A 22,879-nucleotide genomic window follows, 5' to 3' on the forward strand; every position below is an offset into this window, starting at 1 on the left:
ACGTCGTCCATGGGTCTCCTGTCAACGTAGGTAAATGGCCACCGGGCTGCCGCCCAGCAAGGTGCGCAGGCGCACGGGCCGTCGCCCGGCGTCGATCGTGGCGCCGGTCAGCACGTTGCGATACCGGCCCGGTGGAACCTGCAGCGCCGCCCCGCGGCAGTGCGAGTCGGCGAGCCCGGCACCGAGTACTGCGGGGCTGCGATGAGTGTGCCTGGCCACCAACACGAGAAGCCGCACCTGGCCGTGCTGGCGGGAAAATGCCAGCAGCGGCACGTGCGCGGGGATCTGAAGGGGCTGGTAGTCGCCCTGGGCGAACAGCGCGGGCTGCTGTGCCCGGCAATCCAACAACCGTTGCACCAGGCGCGCCTTCACCGCGCCGTCCTGCCAGTGCTGGAGCAGGTGCGACCACGTGCGTGTGTCGTCCAGCCAGCCGCGGCGCAGCGGGTAGTCCACGTCCTGGCGGTTGTCCGGATCCACCAGCGACAGGTCCCAGCCTTCGGTGCCCTGGTACAGGTCCGGCACTCCCGGCAAGGTCAGCCGCAGCGCGGTCTGGGCCAGGGCATTGCGCGCGCCGGCCGCCGCCACCGCGCTGACGCAGAGGTGCAGACGCCGCCGTATCGGTTCGCCGCGCGGCGAAAGCAGCACGCCCTCCACGAACGCTTTCACATCCCGCTCCACCGCTTCCACAGGATCGGCCCAACTGGAGTGCAGCGCGGCCTCACGCAGTGCCTTGGCCTGCCATTGCACGATGCGCGCGGTGAACCACGACATGTCGACCGGCGTTACCGGCCATGCGCCCACGAGCGTTTGCCAGAGCATCTGCTCTACGTCCGGCGGGGGCAACGGCATGCCGCTGCGCGTAGCCAGACGCCGCAGCACGCCGGTCTGCCGCACCCACCACGGCGGTCGCTCCGACAGCACGGCCAACCGGGCCCGCGCGTCCTCGCCACGCTTGTGGTCGTGGGTGGCGGTGGCCAGCAGTGCGTAGGGGTGGCGTTCGCGCCTGGCGAGGGCGCAGGCGTGCATCTGCGCCGTGTCGAGGGCGAACCGGTCCGGGTCGCTGCCCACTTCGTTGCGTGACAGTAGTACGCCATGGCGGTAGAACGCGCGGTCCTCCACCGCCTTGGCGTTCAGCGGAGCGCTCAATGCCTGGATGCGCCGACGCAACCGGTCGCGCGCGCGCTTCTGTGCGGGCGCCTCCGCGCCACCCCAGAACCAGTCTGTCAGCTGCCGGGCCACCAGCGCCGTGTCTTCGGGCGTGCTTCGTTCGACCGCCTCCAATGCCTGCGCCCAACTCGCGCGATCACCTGGGCCGTGCCGCCGACCATGCACATAGCTGCGATACACCGGGAAATGCACCAGCAGCTCGGTCATGGCGCGCTCCACCACCGGCGCGCCCGGCGCTGCAGTGTCCAGGTGGCCAGCGCGGCCGAGGCGACGCACCACGGCCAGCGTGGCATCCCGCTCGCTGCGCAGGCCGGTCTGCAACACCTCGCGCCTGCACGCCTGTTCAACCGTGGCAAAGCACGACGGTCGTCCGGAAGCGCGGTGCCAATGCCGGGCCAGCGGTGTCTGCCCGCGTGCGTCGTGCAGCCACGCAGATACCTGGTCCATGAAGTCGTAGCCGGTGGTGCCGTCGCAGGACCAGTCGTCAGGCAGCGATTCGTCCGGCGCCAGGATCTTCTCCACCCACAACAGTGGCGAAGTCCCCCGCCCCGCACAGGCCTGCGCCATGTCCCGGCGAAGCCGCGCCAGGTAACCACGCGGGTCCACCAATCCGTCGACATGGTCCACACGCAGACCGTCGATGATCCCGGCTTCCAGCAGCGACAACGGCAGACGGTGCACCGCCTGGTACACATCCTCGTGTTGCACCTGCAGTGCCACCAGGCTGGCGATGGTGAAGAAACGCCGATAGTTCAGCCGGTCGTCGCCCTGGCGCCACCAAGTAAGCAGGTAAGCCTGCGCCTCAAGCAATGCGCGCCAGTCCGGGTCTGCGCTCGATACCCGCGCATTGAGGGCCGCGCAACGCGCCGCGATAGCGTCGCCGCCGGCACCCTCCGCCGACATGGGCAGGGTCAGCGGCAGCATGACGTCGTGATGCATGAGCACCACCCCGCCATCGCGCGTGGCCAGCCGCAGCACGGCGTCATCCAGGGCGGCCGCCAGCGGGCGGTCCAGCACGGGCAGGATGACGCGGCCGTTGGCACCGGGCGCCCGCCAGTCGATGTCGAACCAGCTGGCGTAGCGGCTGCCGCGCCCGTGCGCCAGTACATCCCACCACCAGCGGTTGTCCGGATGGGCGGCCAGATGATTCGGCACGATATCCAGCACCAGCCCCATGCCGTGCGCACGAGCCTGGCGGGACAGCGCGCGCAACGCCGGCTCCCCGCCCAGCGCATCGCTCACCGTGGTCGGGTCCACGCCATCGTAACCGTGGGTGGACCCGGGAACGGCGCGCGTCACCGGCGACAGGTACAGATGGCTGATGCCAAGGCGCGCGTAATAGTCCACCTGGTGAGCAGCGTCGGCCAATGTAAACCCGGCATGCAACTGCAGCCGCGCGGTCGCACGTACCGGCGTCATGGACTGTTCCTCCCGCGCACCTCGGCCATGCACGCCATCGCCTCCTGCAGGGCTGCCCCCAGACGCCGTGGCAGGCGTCTGCGCCAATTGGGATGTTGGTCGACGGTGCCTGGCAGGTTCACCTGCCCATCCAGGCCCAGCGCGTCCTCCACCGGCACCAACGCAAGCGGCGCCGCGCTGGACGCCACATGGCGCAGAGCAGCCAGCCGGACGGCAGCGGCATCCTTGTGGGATCCAATCGGCAGCACACGATCAAGCTGTGCCACGTCATGCCGTCGCTGCATTTGTTCGTGGCGCAGCGTGGACGCGTCCAGCTGCCCGAGCCGCTCACGCCAGCGCAGGTCGCAGCCCCGCCGCCAACCCACCAGGGTGGGCAGATCGTGAGTGCCTGTCATGGCCACCGCATCGCGGCGCCACGCCTGCGGGGGCAGGAACGCGCCGGCGGCGTCACGACAGAAGGCAAGCACGTCGGTTCCCAGCACGCCGCGCTTGGCTAACAGCGTGCGGATGTCCGGCGACACCAGGCCAAGGTCCTCCCCGATGACGATGCAGCGCTGCCGCCAGGACTCGATCGCAACCAGGTTGAGCAGATCGCGTACCGGATAGCGCAGGTAGGCGCCCTCCCCCGCGTCCGCGCCGCCGGGCACTACCCACAACCGCTGCAACCCGAGGATGTGATCGATACGGACCCCGCCGCGATCATGCATGACCGCACGCAGCAACTGGATGAAGGGCAGGAAGCCACGGCTGGCCAACCCTGTCGGGGAATAGCTGGTAATGCCCCATACCTGGCCCGCCGCACAGAACGGGTCTGGCGGTGCGCCCAGCAACAGCCCGTGCAGTGCCGTGTCGCCCGCGGCATGGGCCTCGGCACCGTGCGGATCGAAGCCAATGGCGAGGTCGGCGATCAGCCCGATCTTCATGCCGGCACGCCGTGCGCCATCGTGCACGCGCTGCCAGCCCCGCGTGGCAAGCCATTGTGCGAACAGGTACACGGCCGGGTTGTGGCCATGCCGGGTATGCATGAAGGCGACGTGTGCGGCCAGTGCCGGTCCGCCGTCGCGCTCATAGCGCTGCAGGTCCGTCATTACGTCGGGCGCAGCCTGCCCGCAGGCGCGGTGGACCCGGGCCAGCCAGCGCCACTTGGCCGCCGCGGCTGCGGGCCAGTCGATATAGTCGCTCTGCTCAAGGCGCTCCAGTTCGCCGCGCAGATCCGGGTCGCCCATCAGCACCGCGCGCGCGCCATCCCCCAGCAGCTCGACCGGCGCGGCATACAACGGTTCCAGAAAGCGCCGGTCACTCGGGGAATAGGGGCTGAACCCGGCATCAATCCCACCGGCGGCGTGCACCGGCCCCAGCGCCAGTGCGTCGGCCCCGGCGCCCGCGGCGCGCCACGCCCATTCGCCGCAGGCAGCCGTATCGCCCATCCCGGCGTCATGCTCGCCACGCGCAGCGTAGGCCTGCAGTACAAGGCCCCAGCCCCGTACTTGCGGTCCCAGCGCATCGCACATGCCGAAACAGCGCGGCGGTGCCACCGCTACACGCAGTTCGGCAGTGCCCTGCCGCAACAGCCAGTAGCCGGGGCGGCCAGGTGCCTGCACGCTGCCTGCTGCGTCCGTCCGCCCGGCCACCAAGCTGCCGTCCTCGTGCTGCCATTCGCAGGCCGCCTCGGCCGCCCCGATCTCCAGCCATTCCTGTACCTGGCACGTCCGCAGCGGCGGCGCTACGCTCCCGACGGCCTGGTGCATTGCCTCACGACGCTGAGCCGCGGTTGTGGCCGGGAGCCCAAGCGCCCGCAGTACCTCGGCCAAGGTGGCGTCGGCCACGCGTCGGCTCTGGCCATTCACGTCGGTCCAGGTGCAACAGAGGCCAGCGGCGCCGGCCAGTTCGGAGAGCGAAGGCACATTGATCATGGCAGGGGGCCCACCCATGCGACGAGCGAGTCAGGGGCCAGTCGTCCATCCGGCAGCGGCGCGCCAATGCGGAATACCACGTCGCCCGGCGTAGGCGTCAGTTGCACCTCGTCGCTGCCCACGTTGATCGCCAACCACCACTGCTGCTCATCCACCTGCCAGCCGGCGCATAGCGCGCGCGGCGCCACCAGGTGGGCATCAAGCGATGCAACGTGGCTGGCGGTCGAAAGCCACCGCGCGCGGATGGCCAACAGGGCGCGGAACCAGTCCAGCCACACCGCCGCATCTGCGTCATCGGCCGCGGGCCAGGCGCAGCGCGAATGCTCGAATGTGGCAACCGCGTTGGGGTCCGCAATTGCCGCACGCTCGGCGCTGTCCTGGTAAGCGCTGAACGGGGCGAACTCGGCCCGGCGGCCTTCGCGGACCACCGCGTCAAGCGGAGGACGGTAGTCGGTGAAGAACAGGAAGGGCGTCGACGCCCCCCAGGGCTCGCCCATGAAGAACAACGGCACCATGGGCGTCAGCGCGGTCAATGCGACCGCAAGCGATGCACGGCGTTGTCCCACCAGCGTTACCAGCCGCTCGCCATGCGCCCGGTTACCTACCTGATCGTGGTTCTGGCTGAACACCACGAACCGCTCCGGCGGCAGGCCGGCGCTCGACTCACCGCGGCGGCGTCCGGCATGGTTGACCTCGCCCTGCCAGGCGAAGCCTTCGGCCAACACACGCCGGAGGTGTTCGGCGGGGCCATCGGCGTAATCACGGTAGTAGCCTTCGTCCTCGCCGGTGAGCAGGACATGCAGGGCATTGTGGAAATCGTCGTTCCACTGGGCGGTAAAGCCATTGGCCAGCAGTGAGGCTTGGTTGTCTTCGTTTTCCAGCACCAGATGCACGTGGCGCCCCGGCAGAGCGGCACGCACCTGCGCCTGCAGCGCATGCAGGAAGCTGCGCGGCTGTATCGCATGCACCGCGTCCAGCCGCAGGCCGTCAAACTGGTATTCGTCCAGCCACATCAACGCGTTATCGATGAAATAGCGCTGCACCGCCGGCTGCCGGAAGTCGATCGCATCCCCCCAGGGGGTTGTCACATCGGTGCGGTAGAACGCCGGCGCCACTGCCGAAAGCGGATTGCCCTCCGGGCCAAAGTGGTTGTAGACCACATCCAGCAGCACCATCATGCCCAGACCATGCGCGCGGTCCACCAGTGCCTTCAGGTCGGCCGGGTCACCGTAAGCGGCCGCAGGTGCGTAGTGCAGCACGCCGTCGTAGCCCCAGTTGCGGTTGCCCGGAAAGCTGGCCACGGGCATCAACTCCAACGCCGTGATGCCCAACGCCGCCAACGCGGGCAACTGCTCACCAACCGACGCGTAGGTGCCCGCGGCCGCACCGACATGCAGCTCGTAGATAACCGCCTCGCGCCAAGGACGGCCGCGCCACGGGTGCTGCCAAGCGTAGTCGGTTGCCAGCAGGGCACTTGGGCCGCACACCCCCTCCGGTTGCCAGCGCGAAGCCGGGTCGGCAATGCTGATACTGCCGTCAATGCGGAAGCGATAGTGGGCGCCCGCGTGGGCCGCAAGCTGCGTGGCGAACCAGCCGTCGCCGATGGCCGGCATCGGCAGCGCTTCGCCTTCCAGGATCAGCTCGACGCGCTGGGCTGCCGGTGCCCACAGGGCGAATGACCACTGGCCGTCGCCCAGTGGCCAGGCCCCCCATCGCTGTGCGGTGCTCATGGGCGTGGCCTCAGGTACACCGTCGCCAGCGGTGGCAACGTCAGCGACAGCGCCTGGGGCTGGCCATGCATCGGCTGCTCGACCGCATGCAGGCGGCCTCCGTTCCCGATGTTGCTGCCGCCGTAGAACGCACTGTCGGTGTTGAGCACCTCGTCCCACCCGCCTGCGGCAGGCACGCCCACCAGGTAGCCGTGGCGCACGACCGGGGTGAAGTTGCAGACCACCAGCAGCGGCGTGGCGCCTGAACACGACGGCCGGCGGAGGAACGCCAGCACACTGTTGCAGCGATCATCGCCGACGCTCCATTCAAAGCTGGCTTCATCGTCATTGCCTTGTGCCAAGGCCGGCTCAGTCGCCAACAACCGGTTCAGGTCGGCCACCAGTCGCGCCACGCCTGCATGCCCGGGTTCGGCGGCTACGGCCCAGTCCAGCTGCCCGTCATGGTTCCATTCGGTCGGCTGGGCAAATTCACCGCCCATGAAAAGCAGTTTGCTGCCCGGGTGAGCCCACATGAACCCGTAACAGGCACGCAGGTTGGCCAGCTGCTGAGCGCGGTCACCGGGCATCCTTCCCACTAATGAACCCTTGCCGTGTACCACTTCGTCGTGCGATAGCGGAAGGACGAAGCGTTCAGAGAAGGCATACAGCGCACTGAAGGTGATCTTGCCATGGTGGTGGCTGCGATGGATCGGGTCGCGCTCCAGGTAGCAGAGCATGTCGTGCATCCAGCCCATGTTCCATTTGTGGGTAAAGCCCAGGCCACCGTCGGCTGTCGGCGCGGTCACACCCGGCCATGCCGTGGATTCCTCGGCCATCACCAGTACGTCGGGAAAGCGTGCGGCGATGGCGTCGTTGAAGCGGCGCAGGAATGCCACCGCTTCCAGGTTCTCACGGCCGCCCAGGGCGTTGGGCAACCACTGGCCCTCCGGGCGACTGTAGTCACGGTAGAGCATCGATGCCACGGCATCCACGCGCAGCCCGTCGACATGGAAGCGCTCGATCCATTCCAGCGCACTGGCGATCAGGAATGCACCTACTTCCGCGCGCCCATAGTTGTAGATCAGCGTGTTCCAGTCCGGGTGGACGCCCAGCCGGGGATCGTCATGCTCATACAGCGCGGTGCCATCGAAGCGTTGCATGCCATGGGCATCGGCAGGGAAATGCGCGCCGACCCAGTCGATGATCACGCCAAGCCCTGCCTGATGGCAGCGGTCGACGAACCGCGCGAAGTCATGCGCCTGACCGTGCCGCGCAGTCGGGGCGAACAACCCCAGCGGCTGGTAGCCCCAGGAGCCTCCGAAAGGATGCTCACTGATGGGCAGCAATTCGATGTGGGTAAAGCCCAGCGCCTTAACGTAGGGGATGAGCTGGTCACCCAGTGCGCACCAGTCCAGCGGCTGTCCTTGCGCGTCGCGGCGCCAGGAACCTGCGTGGACCTCATAGATCGCAATGGCCTGGCCCACGGCCGGCTTCCGCTGCGCCAACCAGTCCGCGTCATGCCACGCGTAAGGCTGCGCGCCCGTGATCACCGAGGCCGTCGCTGGCGGCAGTTCGTACGCACGCCCCGCCGGGTCGGCCTTGAGCGCCATGCTGCCGTCGCCGGCTGTGAGGACGTACTTGTAGTGCTGTCCAACCGTCAGGCCGGGCACGAAAAGCTCCCACACGCCAGCGTGAGGGTGCAGCCGCATGGGCAGGCGGCGCGCATCCCAGCCATTGAAATCCCCGACCAGTGCCACCCGCTGCGCATTGGGCGCCCAGACCGCGAAACGGATGCCTGATACACCGTTGCAGCAGGTCGCGTGAGCGCCCAGCCACTGCCGTACCACGTCCGGATCGCCGGCCCGCAAACGCTGCGTTGCAGCGTCGTCCAATTGCGGCCCGAACGCATAGGCGTCCTCGAACTGCTGGCATCGGCCGTCCGACCAGTGCACCCGCAGCAAGCTGCCAGGTGCACAGGGCGCGTCCATCTCGAACAGACCGGGTAACGGGCCGGGCGCCAACGCCATCCAGCCGCCACCGGGATGCCGGACCTGCACCCTGGCCGCCCCGGGCATGAGGACCCGCAACCGCCAGCCGGGACCCACGCGGTGCGGCCCCAGTACGGCGAACGCATCGCAGGGTGCGCCTTGGGCCACCGCGTTCAAGGCCTCGTCGTTGCCGGCCAGGGCCGCGCCCGCACCCAGCGGTGGATGGGCCGGGCCGCCGTCGTAGACGCCTGGTGCGCCCTCGCTCATGCGCAGCGCTCCATCACCCGGTCATACAGGTGCAGATAATGCGTACCGGCCGTCTCCCAGCTGCTGGGCCGGAGCATCGCCGCCCGACGCATGGCCGCCAATAGCTCGGGGATGCGATGGATGCGGAAAGCGCGCTGCACGCAGCGACGCAAGGCATCGGCCTCGGCCTGGTCGAACAACAGGCCAGTGACGCCATCCTCGATGGTATCGATGAGCCCGCCGGTGGCGTGCGCAATGGGCAGGCAGCCAAAGCGCTGCGCGTACATCTGGCTCAGACCGCAGGGTTCGAAACGCGAGGGCATCAGCAGGAAGTCCGCGCCGGCGAACATCTGCCGCGCCAGCGCTTCGTCGAAGCCCGGCTGTACGCCGACACAGGTCGGGTACCGACGCGACAGGGCGGCCACCTGTGCCTCAATCATCGGCTCACCTCCGCCGATGATCACCAGCTGGCCACCGGCTGCAGCGATCTGCGGCGCTACCGCGCAGCTGAGATCCACGCCCTTCTGATGCACCAGTCGCGACACAACGGCAAAAAGGGGCCCCTCGCGATGTGGTAGACCGAACCGCTGTTGCACCCGGCGTTTGTTGGCCGCGCGCCCAGCCCATCGGTGCAGGTCGAAGTGTTCGCACAGGTGCTGGTCGTGGCGCGGGTCCCAGCTGCTGTCAATCCCGTTGACGATGCCGCTCAACCGCCCGCCGTCCGCATGCCGGGCCAGCAACGCGTCCAGTCCGCAGCCCTGCTCGGGCCCGGTGATCTGGCGCGCGTAGCTGATGCTCACCGTATTGACCTGGTCGGCATGAACGATGCCGGCCTGCAGGAATGACAACTGCCCATGGAAGACGATGCTGTCGCGCTGTTCAGCCGTGATCCCCAGCAGCGATGCCGCCGCTAGCGGAAACAACCCTTGGTACGCGAGGTTGTGGATGGTCAACAGCGCCGGGACGGGCGAGTGCTGCCAGCGCAGGTAGGCAGCCGCCAAGGCACAGGGCCAGTCATTGAGGTGCAACAGCTGCGGCACCCAGTCCAGGCCGACAGCGCCGCAGGCCATCATCGCCGCCGCCCGTGACAGCGCGGCAAACCGGATCGCATTATCGGCCCAGTCGTGGCCGCTGCCATCCACATACGGGCTGCCGTCGCGCTGGTACAGCGTCGGGCAGAGCAGCACGTACACGGGTAGGCCGTCGCCGGTCATCGCTTCCCCGATGTCGCAGGCGGGAATACCGGCGATCCCGGGTACGTGCCCCACCCTGCGCAGCACCGGGACACCTGCAAGCACCGCCGCGTAACCGGGAATCAGTACGCGCACATCGGAGCGGCCACGCAGCGCGCGTGGCAGCGAGGCGGCCACATCACCCAACCCGCCGGCCTTGATGAAGTCGGCCATCTCCGAGGTGACAAACAGCGCGCGGCGCGCCGCCTGAAGTTGCGCATCCACTGACGGCGAGTCAGGGCGACGGTGGTCCAGCTGCGCGTGGGAGCAGGCCTCGGCAAAGGCAGGCGGCGGCACGGACGGAGAAACAGGCAGGCACGGCTGACGCAGGCGCGACATGGGAGCACTCTCGGGTAGGGGGAGCAAACGGGACCGGAAACGAACGCCACGGCGTGGTGCCGAAAATCGTTGTGGACACTGCGCCCGTCCTGTTGCATCCGGACGTGTGCCCTTGGCGTGGAATTTACTGCTGGACCTGATGGAAGGCCCGTGAAACAAACGCGACAAACATGTGACTCGTGCGCTCGCGTTCTTTGCATGCCAGTCACGCGCCGCAGCAAGCGCCCTGGCTCAGGGATCGTTCCCCCTGCCGGAATCCGGGACTGCGCTACGGCAACGTAGCTGGAAGCCATCCACCGCGTGCACCCTGCCCCTCCACAATGGCACGCCGACCGGCGCATCGACCGTGCCTTCCGATACACGCGGGATCACCTGCGCATCGATCAGATGAACGTAATCAGGTGGATCCACACTGTCATCCGCGTTGCGCATTCCATACCTTGCTGCGTGCATGGCAATACTGTCGTGCGCTGTCTTCCGCTGCGCCTGGTCGACCAGGTCCAGTGCGTCCGGAAAGGCACGCGCAAAGCGTTCGAAGTAAGCGGTGCCGGCGACCATGGTTCCACTCACCGCCATTCCGCCCACGTGCAGTACGACATCAAGCCGCAGGTGGGGGCGGTGGTTGATCAGGCTGATCAGTGACTGCAGAAACCAATCGGCGGGCGCGCATCGTGGCTTCCTTGCAAGCGCGTCGCTCGCCCCGTGATGCACTTCGCCGTTCAACGGACCAGGCGCAGCGGCGTGCATCGAATCCTTCCTCGCGTCATGTTGCATGGGCAGGGACGGCGCGATTCAGCAGGGGGCGAGCGCGTGGCCTGCGCGTTGCACCGCGCCGTGCGCCGGCCGGAGAATGCGCGGCGTGTAGGCCCGCTCACCGGCGGCCCGCACCACACCAAGCAGCTGTGGCGCAAGCGGTCCGGTGCAGGTGCACACGCCGGTGAAATGCACCCAGCAACCGTCGATGGTGGCGGTTACCGCGGCAAGTGCCGGATCCTGCGAAAGGACGTCCGTGAGCGCCTGGGCCCAGGCGTCACAGGGAAAGCCATCCAGCTGAACGGCGACGGTATCGCCGCCTACGTAGAGCTCGGTCAGTTCCAAGCGGGTAACACGGGGGGTAGCCGTGCGGAATTGGGGAGTGCAGTTCATGGGGCGCGTCCTTCAGCCTTGGATTGACCCCACTATCGGCCGCTGTGGTCGTACACCGGGTCGTGGCCGCGTCACGATTTCATCAAGGCGACGCTCACATATCGTCACGCGCCCTCTACGTCATTCATGGCCCGCGTTCCCACCTGTCACGTAAACCGTTTATCGCAACCATCGTACCCACGTGTTCAGGGCTGTCGAATTGGTTGACACACCCGAAAGCGGCGGCGAGCATGAGCAATCCTCTCCTATTCCGGGCGCATCGCCACATGGCGGCAGCAGTGAAATTCCACATCGTCGGCATCGGCGCATCCGCCGGCGGCGTCGAGGCGCTGGAGGGGTTCTTCCGCGGCGTACCCACCGATACCGATATGGCGTTCGTGGTGGTGACCCACCTGAATCCTTCACGCACGACCCTGCTGCCGGAAATCCTGGCCCGGTTCACGCCGCTGCCGGTAGTGCAGGCCGCGGCCGGCATGGTGGTCGAACCCCGCAATGTGTACGTGATGCCAGAGGACAGCGTGCTTGGCATCGAACACGGCACGCTGACGCTGCGTGACCTGGAGGGGCACCGCGAGCCGAAGCCGGTGGACATCTTCATGAGCGAACTTGCCGATGACGCGCAGGCGCTGGCGGTGGGCGTGATCCTGTCCGGGGGCGATGCGGATGGCACGCTGGGCCTGAAGGCCATCCAGGAAAAGGGCGGCATGACCCTGGCGCAGGTGGCCGATGGCTTCGGCCCGCAATACCCGGACATGCCCGATTCGGCCATCCAGCTCGGCTTTGTGGATTTCGCGTTGCCGGCCGAGGCGATGGGGCCGAAGATCGCCGAGTTCGCGGCGAACATCAGCATGCTCGACCAGGCCATCGAGAGCGCCCAGACGCAGCGCTCCTCGGCACAGGACGCCGACTCGGTCGCCGAGATCTACATGCTGCTGCGCAGCCAGGTGGGCCACGATTTCAGTGGATACAAAACCCGCACCTTCCTGCGCCGCGTACACCGGCGGATGCAGGTGCTGGGGCTGCGCGACTTGGGCGCCTACGTCGAGGTGCTGCGCAAAGACCCGCAGGAAGCCGGCCTGCTGTTCCGGGATCTGTTGATCAACGTGACCAACTTCTTCCGCGACAAGGACGCATTCAAGAGTCTTGAAGAGCAAGTGATCCCGCAGTTGCTGGCCGCGCGTGGTCCCGAGGACACCGTTCGGGTCTGGGTACCCGGATGTGCCACCGGCGAGGAGGTCTATTCGTTGGCCATTCTGATGCTTGAGCACATCGATACGCTGCAGTCGCCGCCGCGCGTACAGTTGTTTGCGACCGACATCGACGACCGCGCCTTGGCGGTCGCGCGGACGGCCCGCTACCCGCGGCCACTGCTCAGTTCGGTCAGCCAGGAACGTCAGGACCGCTTTTTCATCGCCGACGGCGAGAGCATGGTGGTCTCCAAGCAGGTCCGCGAGCTGTGCATCTTTTCCCCCCACAGCGTCATCCGCGACCCGCCCTTCTCGCGCATCGACATGGTTTCCTGCCGCAACCTGCTGATCTATTTCGGTCCGGACGTGCAGGCGCAGGTCATTCCCACCTTCCACTACGCGCTGCGTCCGGAGGGCTTTCTGTTCCTGGGCACGGCCGAGAACCTCAGCCAGTTCGACGAACTGTTCGTGGCAGTGGACAAGCGCAACCGGATCTTCCGGCGTCGCAACGGGTCCACGCCAACGGTGAGGTTGCCCATGTCGTTGGTGCTGCCCCGCCAGCAGGCGGCCGTTGAAGGCAGCACTCGCAGGCTGCCGCCAGCGGGCTCGATGCGGCACAGCGCAGAAACCCAGGTGTTGGATCGCTATGCGCCGCCGCACGTAGTGGTCAGCAGCGACGGTGACGTGGTGTATTTCTCCGGGCGGACCGGCAAGTACCTGGAAGTGCCCGCCGGCGCACCCACGCGACAGCTGCTGACCCTGGCGCGGCGTGAACTTCGGCTGGATCTGCGTACGATCTTCCGCGAGGCTGTGGAGAGTGGGCGCAGCGCCCACCGCAGCGGGCTCCCGGTGGAAGTCGAGGACGGCCGTGTCCAGCTGGTCAACATGATCATCGAGCCGCTCAACGAGCGCATCGGCAGCGAAGCGTTGTTCTTGGTGCTGTTCGTGGACCAAGGGCCAGCGCTGTCCAGGGAAGAGGCCTCCGACCGCATGGTGGGACAGTCTGGCGGCCGGGCCGACCATCACTCGCAGACCGAGCGCGAGCTGCATGAAACGCGCGACCGCCTCCAGTCGCTGATCGAGGAATACGAGACCGCGTTGGAGGAATTGAAGTCCTCCAACGAGGAACTGGTGTCGGTCAACGAAGAGATGCAGTCCACCAACGAGGAACTGGAGGCCTCCAAGGAGGAGCTGCAGTCGGTCAACGAGGAACTGCATACCGTCAACGCGGAACTGCACGGCAAGCTGGAGGCCCTGGACCGTGCCAACAGCGATCTGGTCAACTTGTTCCGCGCCACCGAAGTGGCCACGGTGTTCCTGGACGAACGGTTGGCGATCCGCTCGTTTACGCCTGCGGTGGAATCCATATTCAACATCCGCAACAGCGACCTTGGCCGTCCCATCACCGACCTGTCGGTGCGCGTGGCATTGCCTGGCTTCGACGCCGACCTGAAGCGGGTGCTGAAGGAAGAGGTGATGATCGAACGCCGCGCCTCCTGCCCGGATCGTGGCTGCAGTTATCTGGTGCGGGTGGGCCCTTACGTGGATGCCGCCGAGCGCTCGAACGGTGTGGTGGTGACCTTCCTGGACGTAACCACCCTGATGCGCTCGGAAGAGCGCCAGCAGGTCCTCATTGCGGAACTGCAGCACCGCACCCGCAACCTGCTGGGTATCGTGCAGGCCATCGCACTGCGTACGCTGGGCAAGGGCGAGGGAGTGGCCGACTTCGGCCTGCGCCTTGCTGCGCTCGGGCGCGCGCAGAGCCTTCTGGGCGGCACCCTGGCAGGCGAGGTCGATCTGGGTGAGATGGTCCGCACAGAGCTTGGCTCGCTGGGTGTGCCGATGGAGCGGGTCACCATGAGGGGGCGCAGCGTTGCACTGAGCTTCGACATGGCGCAGACCTTCAGCCTGGCGCTTCACGAGCTGTCCACCAATGCCACCAAGTACGGCGCCTTCAAAGTGGACGGCGGACAGCTGTTGGTGCAGTGGGAACTGAAGGAGAACGAGGGCCAACAATGGCTTGCGCTGACGTGGAAGGAAATCGGCGTACCTATTCACGATGCGCCTTCACGCATCGGCTTTGGCACGCAACTTATCGTTCACGCCATGTCCCACACACTCAACGCCGAGACACGGCTGGAATATGCCAGCGATGGGGTCTTCTGCAGCATCGAAGTGCCTTACGACCACACACATTGACAGCTATCGGCGGACCGGGGGGCCGCCAGGCGGGAGGATGAAATGAACAACAGCATTCTGGCCGGGTGCAGGGTGTATGTCGTCGAGGACAATTACCTGCTGGCGATGAGCGTGTCCGATTTCCTCGAGTCTGCGGGGGCGCAGGTACTGGGCATCACCGGCAAGCTCGCCGAGGCGCAGCGCTACGTGAGCGAGCACGACGGTGACATCGACGCCGTGGTGCTCGACGTGAACCTGCGCAGCGAGACCTCGTATCCGTTGGCCGACCAGCTGGTCGCATCGAACATCCCGTTCCTGTTCACCACCGGCTACGACGCCGCCTCCATCGATGCGCGCTTCCGCGACCATCCGGTCTGCTGCAAGCCCTTCGTTCCGTCGGCGCTGTGGGAAATGGTGAGCGCGATCTGCACCCGTCATTGAGACGCGGCACATGACCCTCTGGCATGGGCTGTATCTGCTCTGGCTGCTCGCCGGGACCGGCGACTTCATCCTGCATCGGCGCAGCGCCATCGATGTCACGTCAGGCCTGCGCGAGTCATCGCTGCATCTGGTGCAGATCGGGCTGCTGGGCACGGGCACCCTGTTGTGGCTGCTGTTTGCGGCCACCCCCGCGCTGTGGTTGGTGCTGCTGGCCATCGTGTGCCTGCATGCCTTGGCCGGATATTGGGACACACGCGCGGCCTTCCTGGTGCGTACCATCGTTCCGCTCGAACAACACGTGCACAGCATCCTGGACATCGCACCGTGGGTCGCATTGGGGGCAATCGGCTGGCCGTTGCTGTCAGCGACCCCTGCGCCATCCGACGAGGGGGTCAGCCTCGGCCCGGATTCGGCCACCACCGGCACGTGGATGTTCGCGTTGATCCCTGCCCTGCTGTTGACCGTGTTGCCGGCGCTGCTCGAATTCCGGCGTTGCTGGCGGAGCCGTCATAGGGCACGTTGAAGATCGTGGAAGTGCCGCACACATCCAGCGCACGCCACCACAACGCTGCGACGCGCACCCTGAACGCTCCTGACAATGGACAGCGCGATGGCCCCGCATTCAACGGCACTCTACCAACTCGATGTTGCCCTATTCCGCGATGGCGACGGCAACGGCTGGGGCACGTTGGGGGGTGTCACCGAAAAACTGGATTACCTGCACTGGTTGGGCATCACCCACCTGTGGCTGCTGCCCACGTACCGCAATGGCGGACGCGACGGGGGCTACGATGTGATCGACCATTGCGCGCTGGACCCGCGCATCGGCGACTTCAGCAGCTTCGACACGCTTGTGCGGGAAGCTGCGGCGCGTGGCATGAGCGTCATCGTGGAACTGGTCATGCAGCACACGTCGGACCAGCACCCCTGGTTCATCCAGGCACGTAGCGGCGATGCGGAAATGTCGGCGCGCTATATCTGGGCGAAGCAGCCGCCACCGGACGGTCCATCGCCGATGTTCCAGCCCATGGAAGCATCGGTCTGGAGCTGGGATGCCGACGCCGCGCGCTTCTACCAGCACCGCTTCTACCGCCACGAGCCGGATCTTGAACTGGCCAATGCCGCGGTGCGGGAGGAGATGGGCCGCATCATTGCCTTCTGGCTGGACCGCGGGGTGGCCGGCTTCCGCATCGATGCAGTGCCCTACATGGTGGAACGGGCCGCGCTGGCCGACCCGCGCGACGAAGGACGCTGGTTGCTGGAACAGATCCGGGCGCAGGCGCTCACCCGCCACGATGCACCGATACTGATCGGCGAGGCGGACGTGCCAGCCGACCAGTACGGCGACTACCTGTGCCAGGGTCGACGCCTGTCGCACCTGCTCGACTTCCACCTCAACAACCACCTCTTCCTTGCGTTCGCCCGGGAAGATGCCCGCGCGATCACGACAACGCTTGCCGAGTACGACGATGACGCTCCGGCGCGGGCGCGACTGGCGTGGCTGCGCAACAACGACGAGCTGGACCTGGAACAGCTCAGCCCGGCCGAACGGGCCAGCGTGATGGACCGCTTCGCCCCTGAGCCCGGCATGCGCATCTACGGCCGCGGTATCCGCCGACGCCTGGCGCCCATGTTCGGCCATGACGTGGACGCGCTGGCCATGGCCCATGCGGTGCTGATGTCGCTGGGCCAGGTCCCAGTGTTGCGCTACGGCGATGAGATCGGGCTTGGCGATGACCTTGACCTGCCCGAGCGCGACGCGGTGCGGGTGCCGATGCAGTGGTCGCCCGGTCCACAGGCCGGTTTCAGCGACGGCCCCGCACCGCCGTGGCGGGCGCCGCTGGCCAGCTACACCCGGGGCTGGGCCGGCGACCGGGTCACTGTGCACTCACAGCGGAGCGACCCCGATTCGTTGCTCTGCCGGGTGCGTGAACTGTTGCAGGCACGACGTTCGCTGCCGTGGCTGGAGCAGCAGGCCGAGCCGATGGATGGCATGCCACCGGCGGTGCTTGGCCTGCGTTTCCGTACTGGCGACAGCGCCCTGGTCACGCTGGTCAACCTGGGGCGCGCAGACCACCGCATCGCGTTGGACGTCGACGGGGTTCTGCGACCCATAGTGGTGCGCAATGCCGACCTTGAGGGCAACGAGGTGATACTGCGGAACTACGGCTATGCCTGGCTGCTGCTGGACAACGGCGACTCCTGAAGCCCGGGGAGCACCTGCGAGGCGAAGTCGTCGATGAAGCGTTCCTGCTCCAGGTTGACGTTGTGCAGGTACAGCCGCTGGAAGCCCATGTCCAGATAGGCCTGCAGGTGCGCGCGATGCACACCGGGATCGTGCGAGATGACCACCCGCTCTGCAAGCTGGGCATCGGTTACCTGTTTACCCAGTTCTTCGTAGGCTTCTGGCTGGGTAAGGGTTTCGCTCTGGGCGGCGCTGAGCACGTTCTGCCGCCATTGCTCACGCGCCCCGGCCAGCGCGGCCTCATGGCTGCGTGCGTAGGAGAGTTTCACCTGCAGATAAAGGGGCTTGCCGGTGCCACCGCCGGCTTCGAAGGCGCGAACCACTGCGCGCAACGCGTCCATCGGCATGCTGGTGGTGATCATGCCGTCAGCCCAGCCGCCCAGCCAGTACGCCGTTTCCGGCGTCAGCGCGGCACCCAGCAGCGGTATCGGCGTCGCCGGGCGGCTGTAAAGCTGCGCATCGCGCACCCGCACCTCACCGTCGCGATTGACCTTCTCGCCCGCCCACAGGGACCGGATCACATCGGCAGAGGCTTTCAAGCGCGCGTTGCGTTTCGCCTTGGCCGGCCACGGCGCACCCGTGATGGCTTCATTGAGGGCTTCGCCGCTGCCCACCGCAAGCCATACCAGGGTGGGCGCGAACTGTTCCAGCGTGGCGATCGCCTGGGCCACCACCGCCGGGTGGTAACGCTCGAAAGGACAGGTGACCATGCCCAGCGACACCGGCCCCTGGCCAAGCAGCGCCCCTGCCCACGCCCACGCCTGGCCCGACTGCCCCAGCTGGCGGGCCCACGGGTGGAAGTGGTCCGAGCACATCACCGCGTCGAAGCCGCTGTCCACGGCACACCGTGCAAGCGCAAGCAACGTGGCCGGCGCGAATTGTTCGTGCGAAGCATGAAAACCGATCACGGCGCGCTCCTGTTGATTTGACACCATTGCAACAGAGCCCGATTTAAAACGGCGTCATGAACATGACAACAGAATGCAACGGGCATCGCCGCTGGGCCATCGCCGAAGGCTATATTCCGGGCTGGAGCAATGGCCCGGCGCCGGCGCTGGAAAGCCACGAAACATGCTGCATCCTCAACCCCGGCGATCTGCCTGCCGTGGTGGAACTGCTGCTGTTCTTCGAGGATCGTGAGCCTGTCGGGCCTTACCTGGTCCAGGTACCCGCGCGACGCACACGGCACGTGCGCTTCAATGACCTCGACGATCCGATGCAGGTACCGCGCGAAACACCGTTCGCCACGCTCATTCATTCCAATCAGCCCATCATCGTGCAGCACACCCGCCTGGATTCGCGGCAGGCGGAGAACGCCCTGATGACGACGATTGCTCACCCGCTATGACGCCATGCTGACGCCACATCGGCGAACCATTTACAGGCACGCGCGCAGCATCGGTACTCCCTTTCACTGGATCGGAGATCGCGATGGCCATTCCTGACTACCCCCGCCCACCATTCAAAGCGCAGCAACAGGGCTTTCCCGGGAAGACCGGGCCCATGGAGCCCACGCCGGACCACGGCGAAGAGAGCTATCAGGGCCATGGCCTGCTCGACGGCAAGCGGGCGCTGATCACCGGTGGCGACAGCGGCATCGGCGCTGCAGTGGCCATCGCCTTCGCGCGTGAAGGTGCCGACGTGGCCATCGCCTATCTGCCCACCGAGCAGGACGATGCCGAGCGCATCGGCAGCCTTATCGAACAGGCCGGCCGCAAGGCGCTGCTCATACCGTGTGACATCAGCGACCCGGCACAGGCCGAGCAGCTGATCGCGCGTGTGGCGGAAGACCTCGGCGGGCTGGATGTGCTGGTCAACAACGCCGCCTACCAGCGATATTTCGAGAGCTTCGACGAAATAACCCTGGAGGAATGGAAGCGCACGTTCGACACCAACGTCCATGCCGTGTTCAACCTGGTGCGGCTGGCCGTCCCCCACCTGCAGAACGGTGGCAACGTCATCAATACCGCATCGGTCAACTCCAAGAAGCCCACCCCGAACATCCTGCCCTACTCGGCCACCAAGGGCGCCGTGGCCAACCTCACCATCGGCCTGGCCGGATTGCTGGCAGACAAGCACATCCGGGTCAACGCGGTCCTGCCAGGACCGATCTGGACGCCGTTCATTCCCGCCGGCATGGCCGCCGAGGAAGTGGAAAACTTCGGCTCGCAGACCCCCTTCGGGCGCCCGGGGCAGCCCGCCGAGCTGGCATCGGCTTACGTGATGCTGGCCGCCGGAGGCGCCAGTTACACCTCCGGCGCGCTGCTCACCGTGTCCGGCGGCGCCGTGACGCTGTGATGGACCGTTGGCGCGCAGCACGGTCCGCGTTGCCAACCTGGCTGGACGAATGGCTGGACGTGGTCGTCCCGATCGGCGAGTTGCTGCTGATTGGGATGATCGCCTGGCTGCTGGTCCGTTCCATCGCAGCCACGGCCTGCACGATGGCCAGCCGCTACGAGTTTCCGCCCGCGTTCGCGGTGGGCGCGCGGCGGATCGCCGCGACGTTGATCTACGCCGCCGCGTTGCTGCTTGCGCTGGAGCGGCTGGGCGTGTCGGCGCGGGTGCTGTGGAGCGCATTGACGGGATTTGCCGCCGTGGGCGCGGTCGCGTTTTTCGCTGCCTGGAGCGTACTCTCCAACATCTTCTGCTCCTTCCTGATCTTCGCGACCAAACCGTTCCGCCTGTATGACCAGATCGAGGTGATCGACAGTGCCGACAAACCCGGCATCTGTGGCCGGGTGGTGGATATCAACCTGATCTACACCACCTTGCAGGACAGCAACCCCGCCTCGAAAAACTGCCTCTTGAAGGTGCCCAATTCGCTGTTCTTCCAGCGCATGATGCGCCACTGGCATTGAACGCCGCGCTGGCCACCGTCCTGCGCGGTTCGCTCCATGGATGCTGACACACCAGAAGCCCGCTACTTCAGCGGTGCGTCCGTCTGCTGGTAGGTTCCCACCACGCTTCCCTTCGCCCGGATGTGCCGTTGCGCCGCCTTGAGCACCTCGTCGCGGCTTGCACCCGGATCCACCGCGAGCGTGGTGTCCAATGCGAGCACCTGGAAATGATAGTGGTGCGGTGGGTCGCCCACCGGCGGCCTGGGGCCGTAGTAGCCCGGCGCGCCCCGGCTGGTGGCGCCCTGCAGCAGCCCTGCCGGTTCGGTGAGACGCGGTAGTGCCTGCAGCCCTTCGGGCAGCCGGGTCACCGTGCCAGGGATGTTCCAGGCCACCCAGTGCACGAACGGTTTGATCGCCGCCGCGTCCGGGTCCTCGGCAATCACCACGTAGGACACTGCACCGGGCACGGGATCCCATTCAAGCGGCGGCGACACACCCTCGTGGTAAGCACTGAAGCGTGATGGCAGCGGCTGCCCGTCGGCAAAGGCCGGCGATCGCACGCGGAGCGTCGCCACGTTGGGCGTGCGCTCCAGCACCAGCGGCACGTTGTTGCCCTGGGAGAGCTGCCTCTGCAACGGGCCCACCGGTACGGCGACCGGCGCTGCTGCGGTGCCGCTGTGGCGGCCGGTGTAGCCCACCCGATACAACGCGCCGTTGGCGTCGTCGCCGACCAGCAGTGCGCCGCCCCGGCTCAGCGCCAGGCCCACCGGTCGAGCAATGTGCGCCTGCCCGCCGTCGACCAGGAAGCCGGTGAGGAACGGTTCGAACGCGATCGGTTGGCCGTTCCGGAAACGGATCCGCACCACCTCATAACCCGAGGCTGGCTTGCGATTCCAGGAACCCCGCATCGTCACGAATGCGTCGCCGTGGTAGTCGGCGGGGAACTGGCTGCCGGTGTAGAACAGCATCTGCATCGGTGCAGCATGCGCCGTGTAGCCAGACACCATCGGCGCGCTCATGGCCGCCCACTGCGCCTTGCTGATCCCGCCCGGTGGCGTGCTCTGCGGATTCTGGCCATCCCTGCCCCAGATGTGCGGCCACCCATACTGCCGGCCCCTGACGATGTGATTGAGTTCTTCCGGCTGCACGTCGTCGCCGAGGAAGTCGATGCCGTGGTCCATGCCCCACAACTCGCCCGTGGCAGGATCCCAGGCAAACCCCAGCATGTTGCGCAGGCCACTGGCGAAGATGGTCCGGGTCTTGCCGTCCGGGGAGGCCCGCAGCAGTGCGGCATGCTCGGGGTTGGTCTCGTTGCACGCATTGCACGAGGAACCCACGCTGATGTACAGCATGCCGTCCGGACCGAAGGCCAGAGTACGGTTGGGATGCTGGCCGCCGTCGGGCAGATCGTTGATGATCCGCTCGACCGCACCCAACGTTCCATCCGGCCGGATCGGCGCGCGGAATATCTCGGTCGCGGTGGCCATGTAAAGCTGATCGGCGTTGATGGCCAGGCCGTGCACGCCGGGCCGGTGCGCCACCGCCTGGGGCAACTGGTCCAGCACGCCGTCCTCATTGGCATCCTTGAGCAACAGCACATCGCCCTGCTCACGCCGCGAGGCATAGATGTTCCCGTTCGGCGCCACCACCAGCATGCGCAGGTTCTGCAGGTCGCGGGCCAGAACGGTGACCTTGAAGCCGGCCGGCACCTTCAGCGCCGCCAGGCGCGTGGCGGTTGCCTCGACCTTGGCAGGCTTGAAGGTGTTTACCCGCGCCGGGGCGTCGGTTCCGTCGCCTTGTTGTGCCCAGGCCGGGCCGACCAGCGCACACAGCAACGCAGCACCCAGTGAGAATCTCTTCATCAGGAACGCCCCGGAATTTTTGACTGGTGTAAAGCATCCGTTGGCACCGATCAAGCCCCCGAGAATGGCGTGCGAGCAACGCGTGACAATGCGTGATGACACCCGCGGTCCCCTGCCCGCTCAGCGCAGGGTGTCGGCGTCGCGCTGCGAGGTTGCGTTGCTGCCGGGCGCCGCCGCCTCTCCGCTGCCCTCCGAACGCGGGTGTGCGTGCCCGGTCCTGTCATTGATCTGGACGACGCGGCCGTTCTGCCAGGCATCGGCACCGGGCGCGACGGGCGGCGCCGATATGTCTGCCCGACGTGCCTTGCGCTGTTGGCTGTCAATGCCCAGACGCTTGTCCCGCGCGGCCACCATGGCCGGATCGGCCTGGCCGTCGGCAGTGAAGCCCATCATCAGCTGCGGCATTCCGCGCGGCAGGTCCTTGTCCAGGTCGGTATGCCAGGTATGCCACGTCTTGCCGTAGGTGCCGACCAGCTTCTGCATGAGCGCGTGTTCGGCCAGCTCGGGAATGCCAGGTGCGAGCAGCTGCCCGGACTTCACCTCATGCACGTGGCTGTGCCAGAGCGCTTTTTCCTGCTCGGGCAGCGCCGCGAACAACGCGGCGCTGATGATGTACTCCACCCCCATTAACTTGGCATCGCGCACATTGCCATCGTAGATCGTGCATTGGATGACCTCCTCATTGAGGATCGCGCAGTAGTGATGCGCCTCCATCTGCGCCTTCATGTGACCGTTGTAGAAATGGAAGCCATCCAGCTAGGCGTTGATCGCCTCGATCGGCGGCCGGTCCTGCAGCACCGCCGCGCCCGCCTCCAGCACCTGGGTGGTGGGTTTGGCGTCCGCGCCAGGCGCCTGCACGCTGGAGTCGGTATTGCCGCCTCCACAGGCGGCCAGAGCGAGTGCGGCGGTGGCACTGAAGAGGGTGTGGCGCACGGTCATTCTCCCGATAGTCATTGCCATGCCCGGTGCA

Annotated in this window: 18 protein-coding genes; 7 read left to right on the forward strand and 11 right to left on the reverse strand. The window is 66.8% G+C overall.

Features of this window, described 5'->3' with window-relative positions; all coding sequences use genetic code 11:
- Nucleotides 1-21 precede the first annotated feature (21 nt).
- The 7 genes from treY to ABE434_RS01900 all read right to left on the reverse strand — a co-directional run bounded on the left by treY (nt 22) and on the right by ABE434_RS01900 (nt 11,111).
- Nucleotides 22-2,586: a malto-oligosyltrehalose synthase gene (treY, locus tag ABE434_RS01870; protein WP_346477600.1), complete on the reverse strand. Its 2,565-nt coding sequence runs from the start codon at nt 2,584-2,586 to the stop codon at nt 22-24.
- On the reverse strand, nt 2,583-4,499 hold the full coding sequence (malQ, locus tag ABE434_RS01875; RefSeq protein WP_346477601.1) for a 4-alpha-glucanotransferase: 1,917 nt from the start codon (nt 4,497-4,499) through the stop codon (nt 2,583-2,585). The genes treY and malQ overlap by 4 nt, the downstream gene beginning before the upstream one ends.
- The gene (gene treZ / locus ABE434_RS01880) at nt 4,496-6,229 is read right to left on the reverse strand and encodes a malto-oligosyltrehalose trehalohydrolase (protein ID WP_346477602.1); all 1,734 of its coding nucleotides are present in this window, start codon (nt 6,227-6,229) and stop codon (nt 4,496-4,498) included. Before treZ ends, malQ begins: the two co-directional genes overlap by 4 nt.
- Nucleotides 6,226-8,463 (reverse strand): 1,4-alpha-glucan branching protein GlgB, encoded by a 2,238-nt coding sequence (gene glgB, locus ABE434_RS01885; RefSeq protein WP_346477603.1) that lies wholly within the window; start codon nt 8,461-8,463, stop codon nt 6,226-6,228. Before glgB ends, treZ begins: the two co-directional genes overlap by 4 nt.
- Nucleotides 8,460-10,181 carry a glycogen synthase GlgA gene (gene glgA / locus ABE434_RS01890; protein WP_346477604.1) on the reverse strand — a complete coding sequence of 574 codons (1,722 nt, stop codon included), beginning with the start codon at nt 10,179-10,181 and terminating at the stop codon, nt 8,460-8,462. The genes glgB and glgA overlap by 4 nt, the downstream gene beginning before the upstream one ends.
- 63 nt (nt 10,182-10,244) lie before the next feature.
- Nucleotides 10,245-10,760, reverse strand: coding sequence for a hypothetical protein (locus tag ABE434_RS01895; RefSeq protein WP_346477605.1), 516 nt, complete (start codon nt 10,758-10,760; stop codon nt 10,245-10,247).
- Nucleotides 10,761-10,805: 45 nt separating this feature from the next.
- Nucleotides 10,806-11,111, reverse strand: a complete 306-nt coding sequence (locus ABE434_RS01900; protein WP_346477606.1) for a hypothetical protein — start codon at nt 11,109-11,111, stop codon at nt 10,806-10,808.
- Between the two features lie 110 nt (nt 11,112-11,221).
- On the opposite strand from ABE434_RS01900, the gene ABE434_RS01905 reads away from it, so the two are divergent.
- The 4 genes from ABE434_RS01905 (at nt 11,222) to ABE434_RS01920 (ending at nt 17,171) form a co-directional block, all read left to right on the forward strand.
- Nucleotides 11,222-14,545 (forward strand): CheR family methyltransferase, encoded by a 3,324-nt coding sequence (locus ABE434_RS01905; RefSeq protein WP_346477607.1) that lies wholly within the window; start codon nt 11,222-11,224, stop codon nt 14,543-14,545.
- Nucleotides 14,546-14,587: 42 nt separating this feature from the next.
- Nucleotides 14,588-14,965 carry a response regulator gene (locus tag ABE434_RS01910; RefSeq protein ID WP_346477608.1) on the forward strand — a complete coding sequence of 126 codons (378 nt, stop codon included), beginning with the start codon at nt 14,588-14,590 and terminating at the stop codon, nt 14,963-14,965.
- Between the two features lie 10 nt (nt 14,966-14,975).
- Nucleotides 14,976-15,488 (forward strand): hypothetical protein, encoded by a 513-nt coding sequence (locus tag ABE434_RS01915; RefSeq protein WP_346477609.1) that lies wholly within the window; start codon nt 14,976-14,978, stop codon nt 15,486-15,488.
- Between the two features lie 87 nt (nt 15,489-15,575).
- Nucleotides 15,576-17,171 (forward strand): alpha-amylase family glycosyl hydrolase, encoded by a 1,596-nt coding sequence (locus ABE434_RS01920; protein WP_346477610.1) that lies wholly within the window; start codon nt 15,576-15,578, stop codon nt 17,169-17,171.
- Here ABE434_RS01920 and ABE434_RS01925 read toward each other — a convergent pair.
- The gene (locus ABE434_RS01925) at nt 17,135-18,118 is read right to left on the reverse strand and encodes a TIGR03885 family FMN-dependent LLM class oxidoreductase (RefSeq protein ID WP_346477611.1); all 984 of its coding nucleotides are present in this window, start codon (nt 18,116-18,118) and stop codon (nt 17,135-17,137) included. The two genes, ABE434_RS01920 and ABE434_RS01925, sit on opposite strands and share 37 nt — an antisense overlap.
- Before the next feature lie 62 nt (nt 18,119-18,180).
- Here ABE434_RS01925 and ABE434_RS01930 point away from each other — a divergent pair, with 62 nt between their 5' ends.
- The 3 genes from ABE434_RS01930 to ABE434_RS01940 all read left to right on the forward strand — a co-directional run bounded on the left by ABE434_RS01930 (nt 18,181) and on the right by ABE434_RS01940 (nt 20,068).
- The gene (locus tag ABE434_RS01930; RefSeq protein WP_346477612.1) at nt 18,181-18,558 is read left to right on the forward strand and encodes a sensory rhodopsin transducer; all 378 of its coding nucleotides are present in this window, start codon (nt 18,181-18,183) and stop codon (nt 18,556-18,558) included.
- Nucleotides 18,559-18,641: 83 nt separating this feature from the next.
- Nucleotides 18,642-19,508 (forward strand): SDR family oxidoreductase, encoded by an 867-nt coding sequence (locus tag ABE434_RS01935; protein ID WP_346477613.1) that lies wholly within the window; start codon nt 18,642-18,644, stop codon nt 19,506-19,508.
- Complete coding sequence (locus tag ABE434_RS01940) at nt 19,508-20,068, forward strand: mechanosensitive ion channel domain-containing protein (RefSeq protein WP_346477614.1); 561 nt, start codon at nt 19,508-19,510, stop codon at nt 20,066-20,068. Before ABE434_RS01935 ends, ABE434_RS01940 begins: the two co-directional genes overlap by 1 nt.
- A 62-nt stretch (nt 20,069-20,130) precedes the next feature.
- On the opposite strand, the gene ABE434_RS01945 is transcribed toward ABE434_RS01940, so the two are convergent.
- From ABE434_RS01945 to ABE434_RS01955, 3 genes are all read right to left on the reverse strand, one after another.
- Nucleotides 20,131-21,963: a YbhB/YbcL family Raf kinase inhibitor-like protein gene (locus ABE434_RS01945; protein WP_346477615.1), complete on the reverse strand. Its 1,833-nt coding sequence runs from the start codon at nt 21,961-21,963 to the stop codon at nt 20,131-20,133.
- Between the two features lie 66 nt (nt 21,964-22,029).
- Nucleotides 22,030-22,665 (reverse strand): OBAP family protein, encoded by a 636-nt coding sequence (locus tag ABE434_RS01950; protein ID WP_346477694.1) that lies wholly within the window; start codon nt 22,663-22,665, stop codon nt 22,030-22,032.
- Complete coding sequence (locus ABE434_RS01955; protein ID WP_346477616.1) at nt 22,666-22,842, reverse strand: hypothetical protein; 177 nt, start codon at nt 22,840-22,842, stop codon at nt 22,666-22,668.
- Nucleotides 22,843-22,879 lie beyond the last annotated feature (37 nt).

This window comes from Stenotrophomonas sp. TWI1183 (assembly GCF_039673115.1).
Lineage (GTDB): Bacteria > Pseudomonadota > Gammaproteobacteria > Xanthomonadales > Xanthomonadaceae > Stenotrophomonas > Stenotrophomonas maltophilia_AA.

Excerpts from the sequence above, each read along its gene's own strand:
- treY (WP_346477600.1), bottom strand. The coding sequence starts at position 2,586 with ATGACGCCGGTACGTGCGACCGCGCGGCTGCAGTTGCATGCCGGGTTT.
- malQ (WP_346477601.1), bottom strand. The coding sequence starts at position 4,499 with ATGATCAATGTGCCTTCGCTCTCCGAACTGGCCGGCGCCGCTGGCCTC.
- treZ (WP_346477602.1), bottom strand. The coding sequence starts at position 6,229 with ATGAGCACCGCACAGCGATGGGGGGCCTGGCCACTGGGCGACGGCCAG.
- glgB (WP_346477603.1), bottom strand. The coding sequence starts at position 8,463 with ATGAGCGAGGGCGCACCAGGCGTCTACGACGGCGGCCCGGCCCATCCA.
- ABE434_RS01895 (WP_346477605.1), bottom strand. The coding sequence starts at position 10,760 with ATGCACGCCGCTGCGCCTGGTCCGTTGAACGGCGAAGTGCATCACGGG.
- ABE434_RS01910 (WP_346477608.1), top strand. The coding sequence starts at position 14,588 with ATGAACAACAGCATTCTGGCCGGGTGCAGGGTGTATGTCGTCGAGGAC.
- ABE434_RS01915 (WP_346477609.1), top strand. The coding sequence starts at position 14,976 with ATGACCCTCTGGCATGGGCTGTATCTGCTCTGGCTGCTCGCCGGGACC.
- ABE434_RS01920 (WP_346477610.1), top strand. The coding sequence starts at position 15,576 with ATGGCCCCGCATTCAACGGCACTCTACCAACTCGATGTTGCCCTATTC.
- ABE434_RS01930 (WP_346477612.1), top strand. The coding sequence starts at position 18,181 with ATGACAACAGAATGCAACGGGCATCGCCGCTGGGCCATCGCCGAAGGC.
- ABE434_RS01935 (WP_346477613.1), top strand. The coding sequence starts at position 18,642 with ATGGCCATTCCTGACTACCCCCGCCCACCATTCAAAGCGCAGCAACAG.
- ABE434_RS01940 (WP_346477614.1), top strand. The coding sequence starts at position 19,508 with ATGGACCGTTGGCGCGCAGCACGGTCCGCGTTGCCAACCTGGCTGGAC.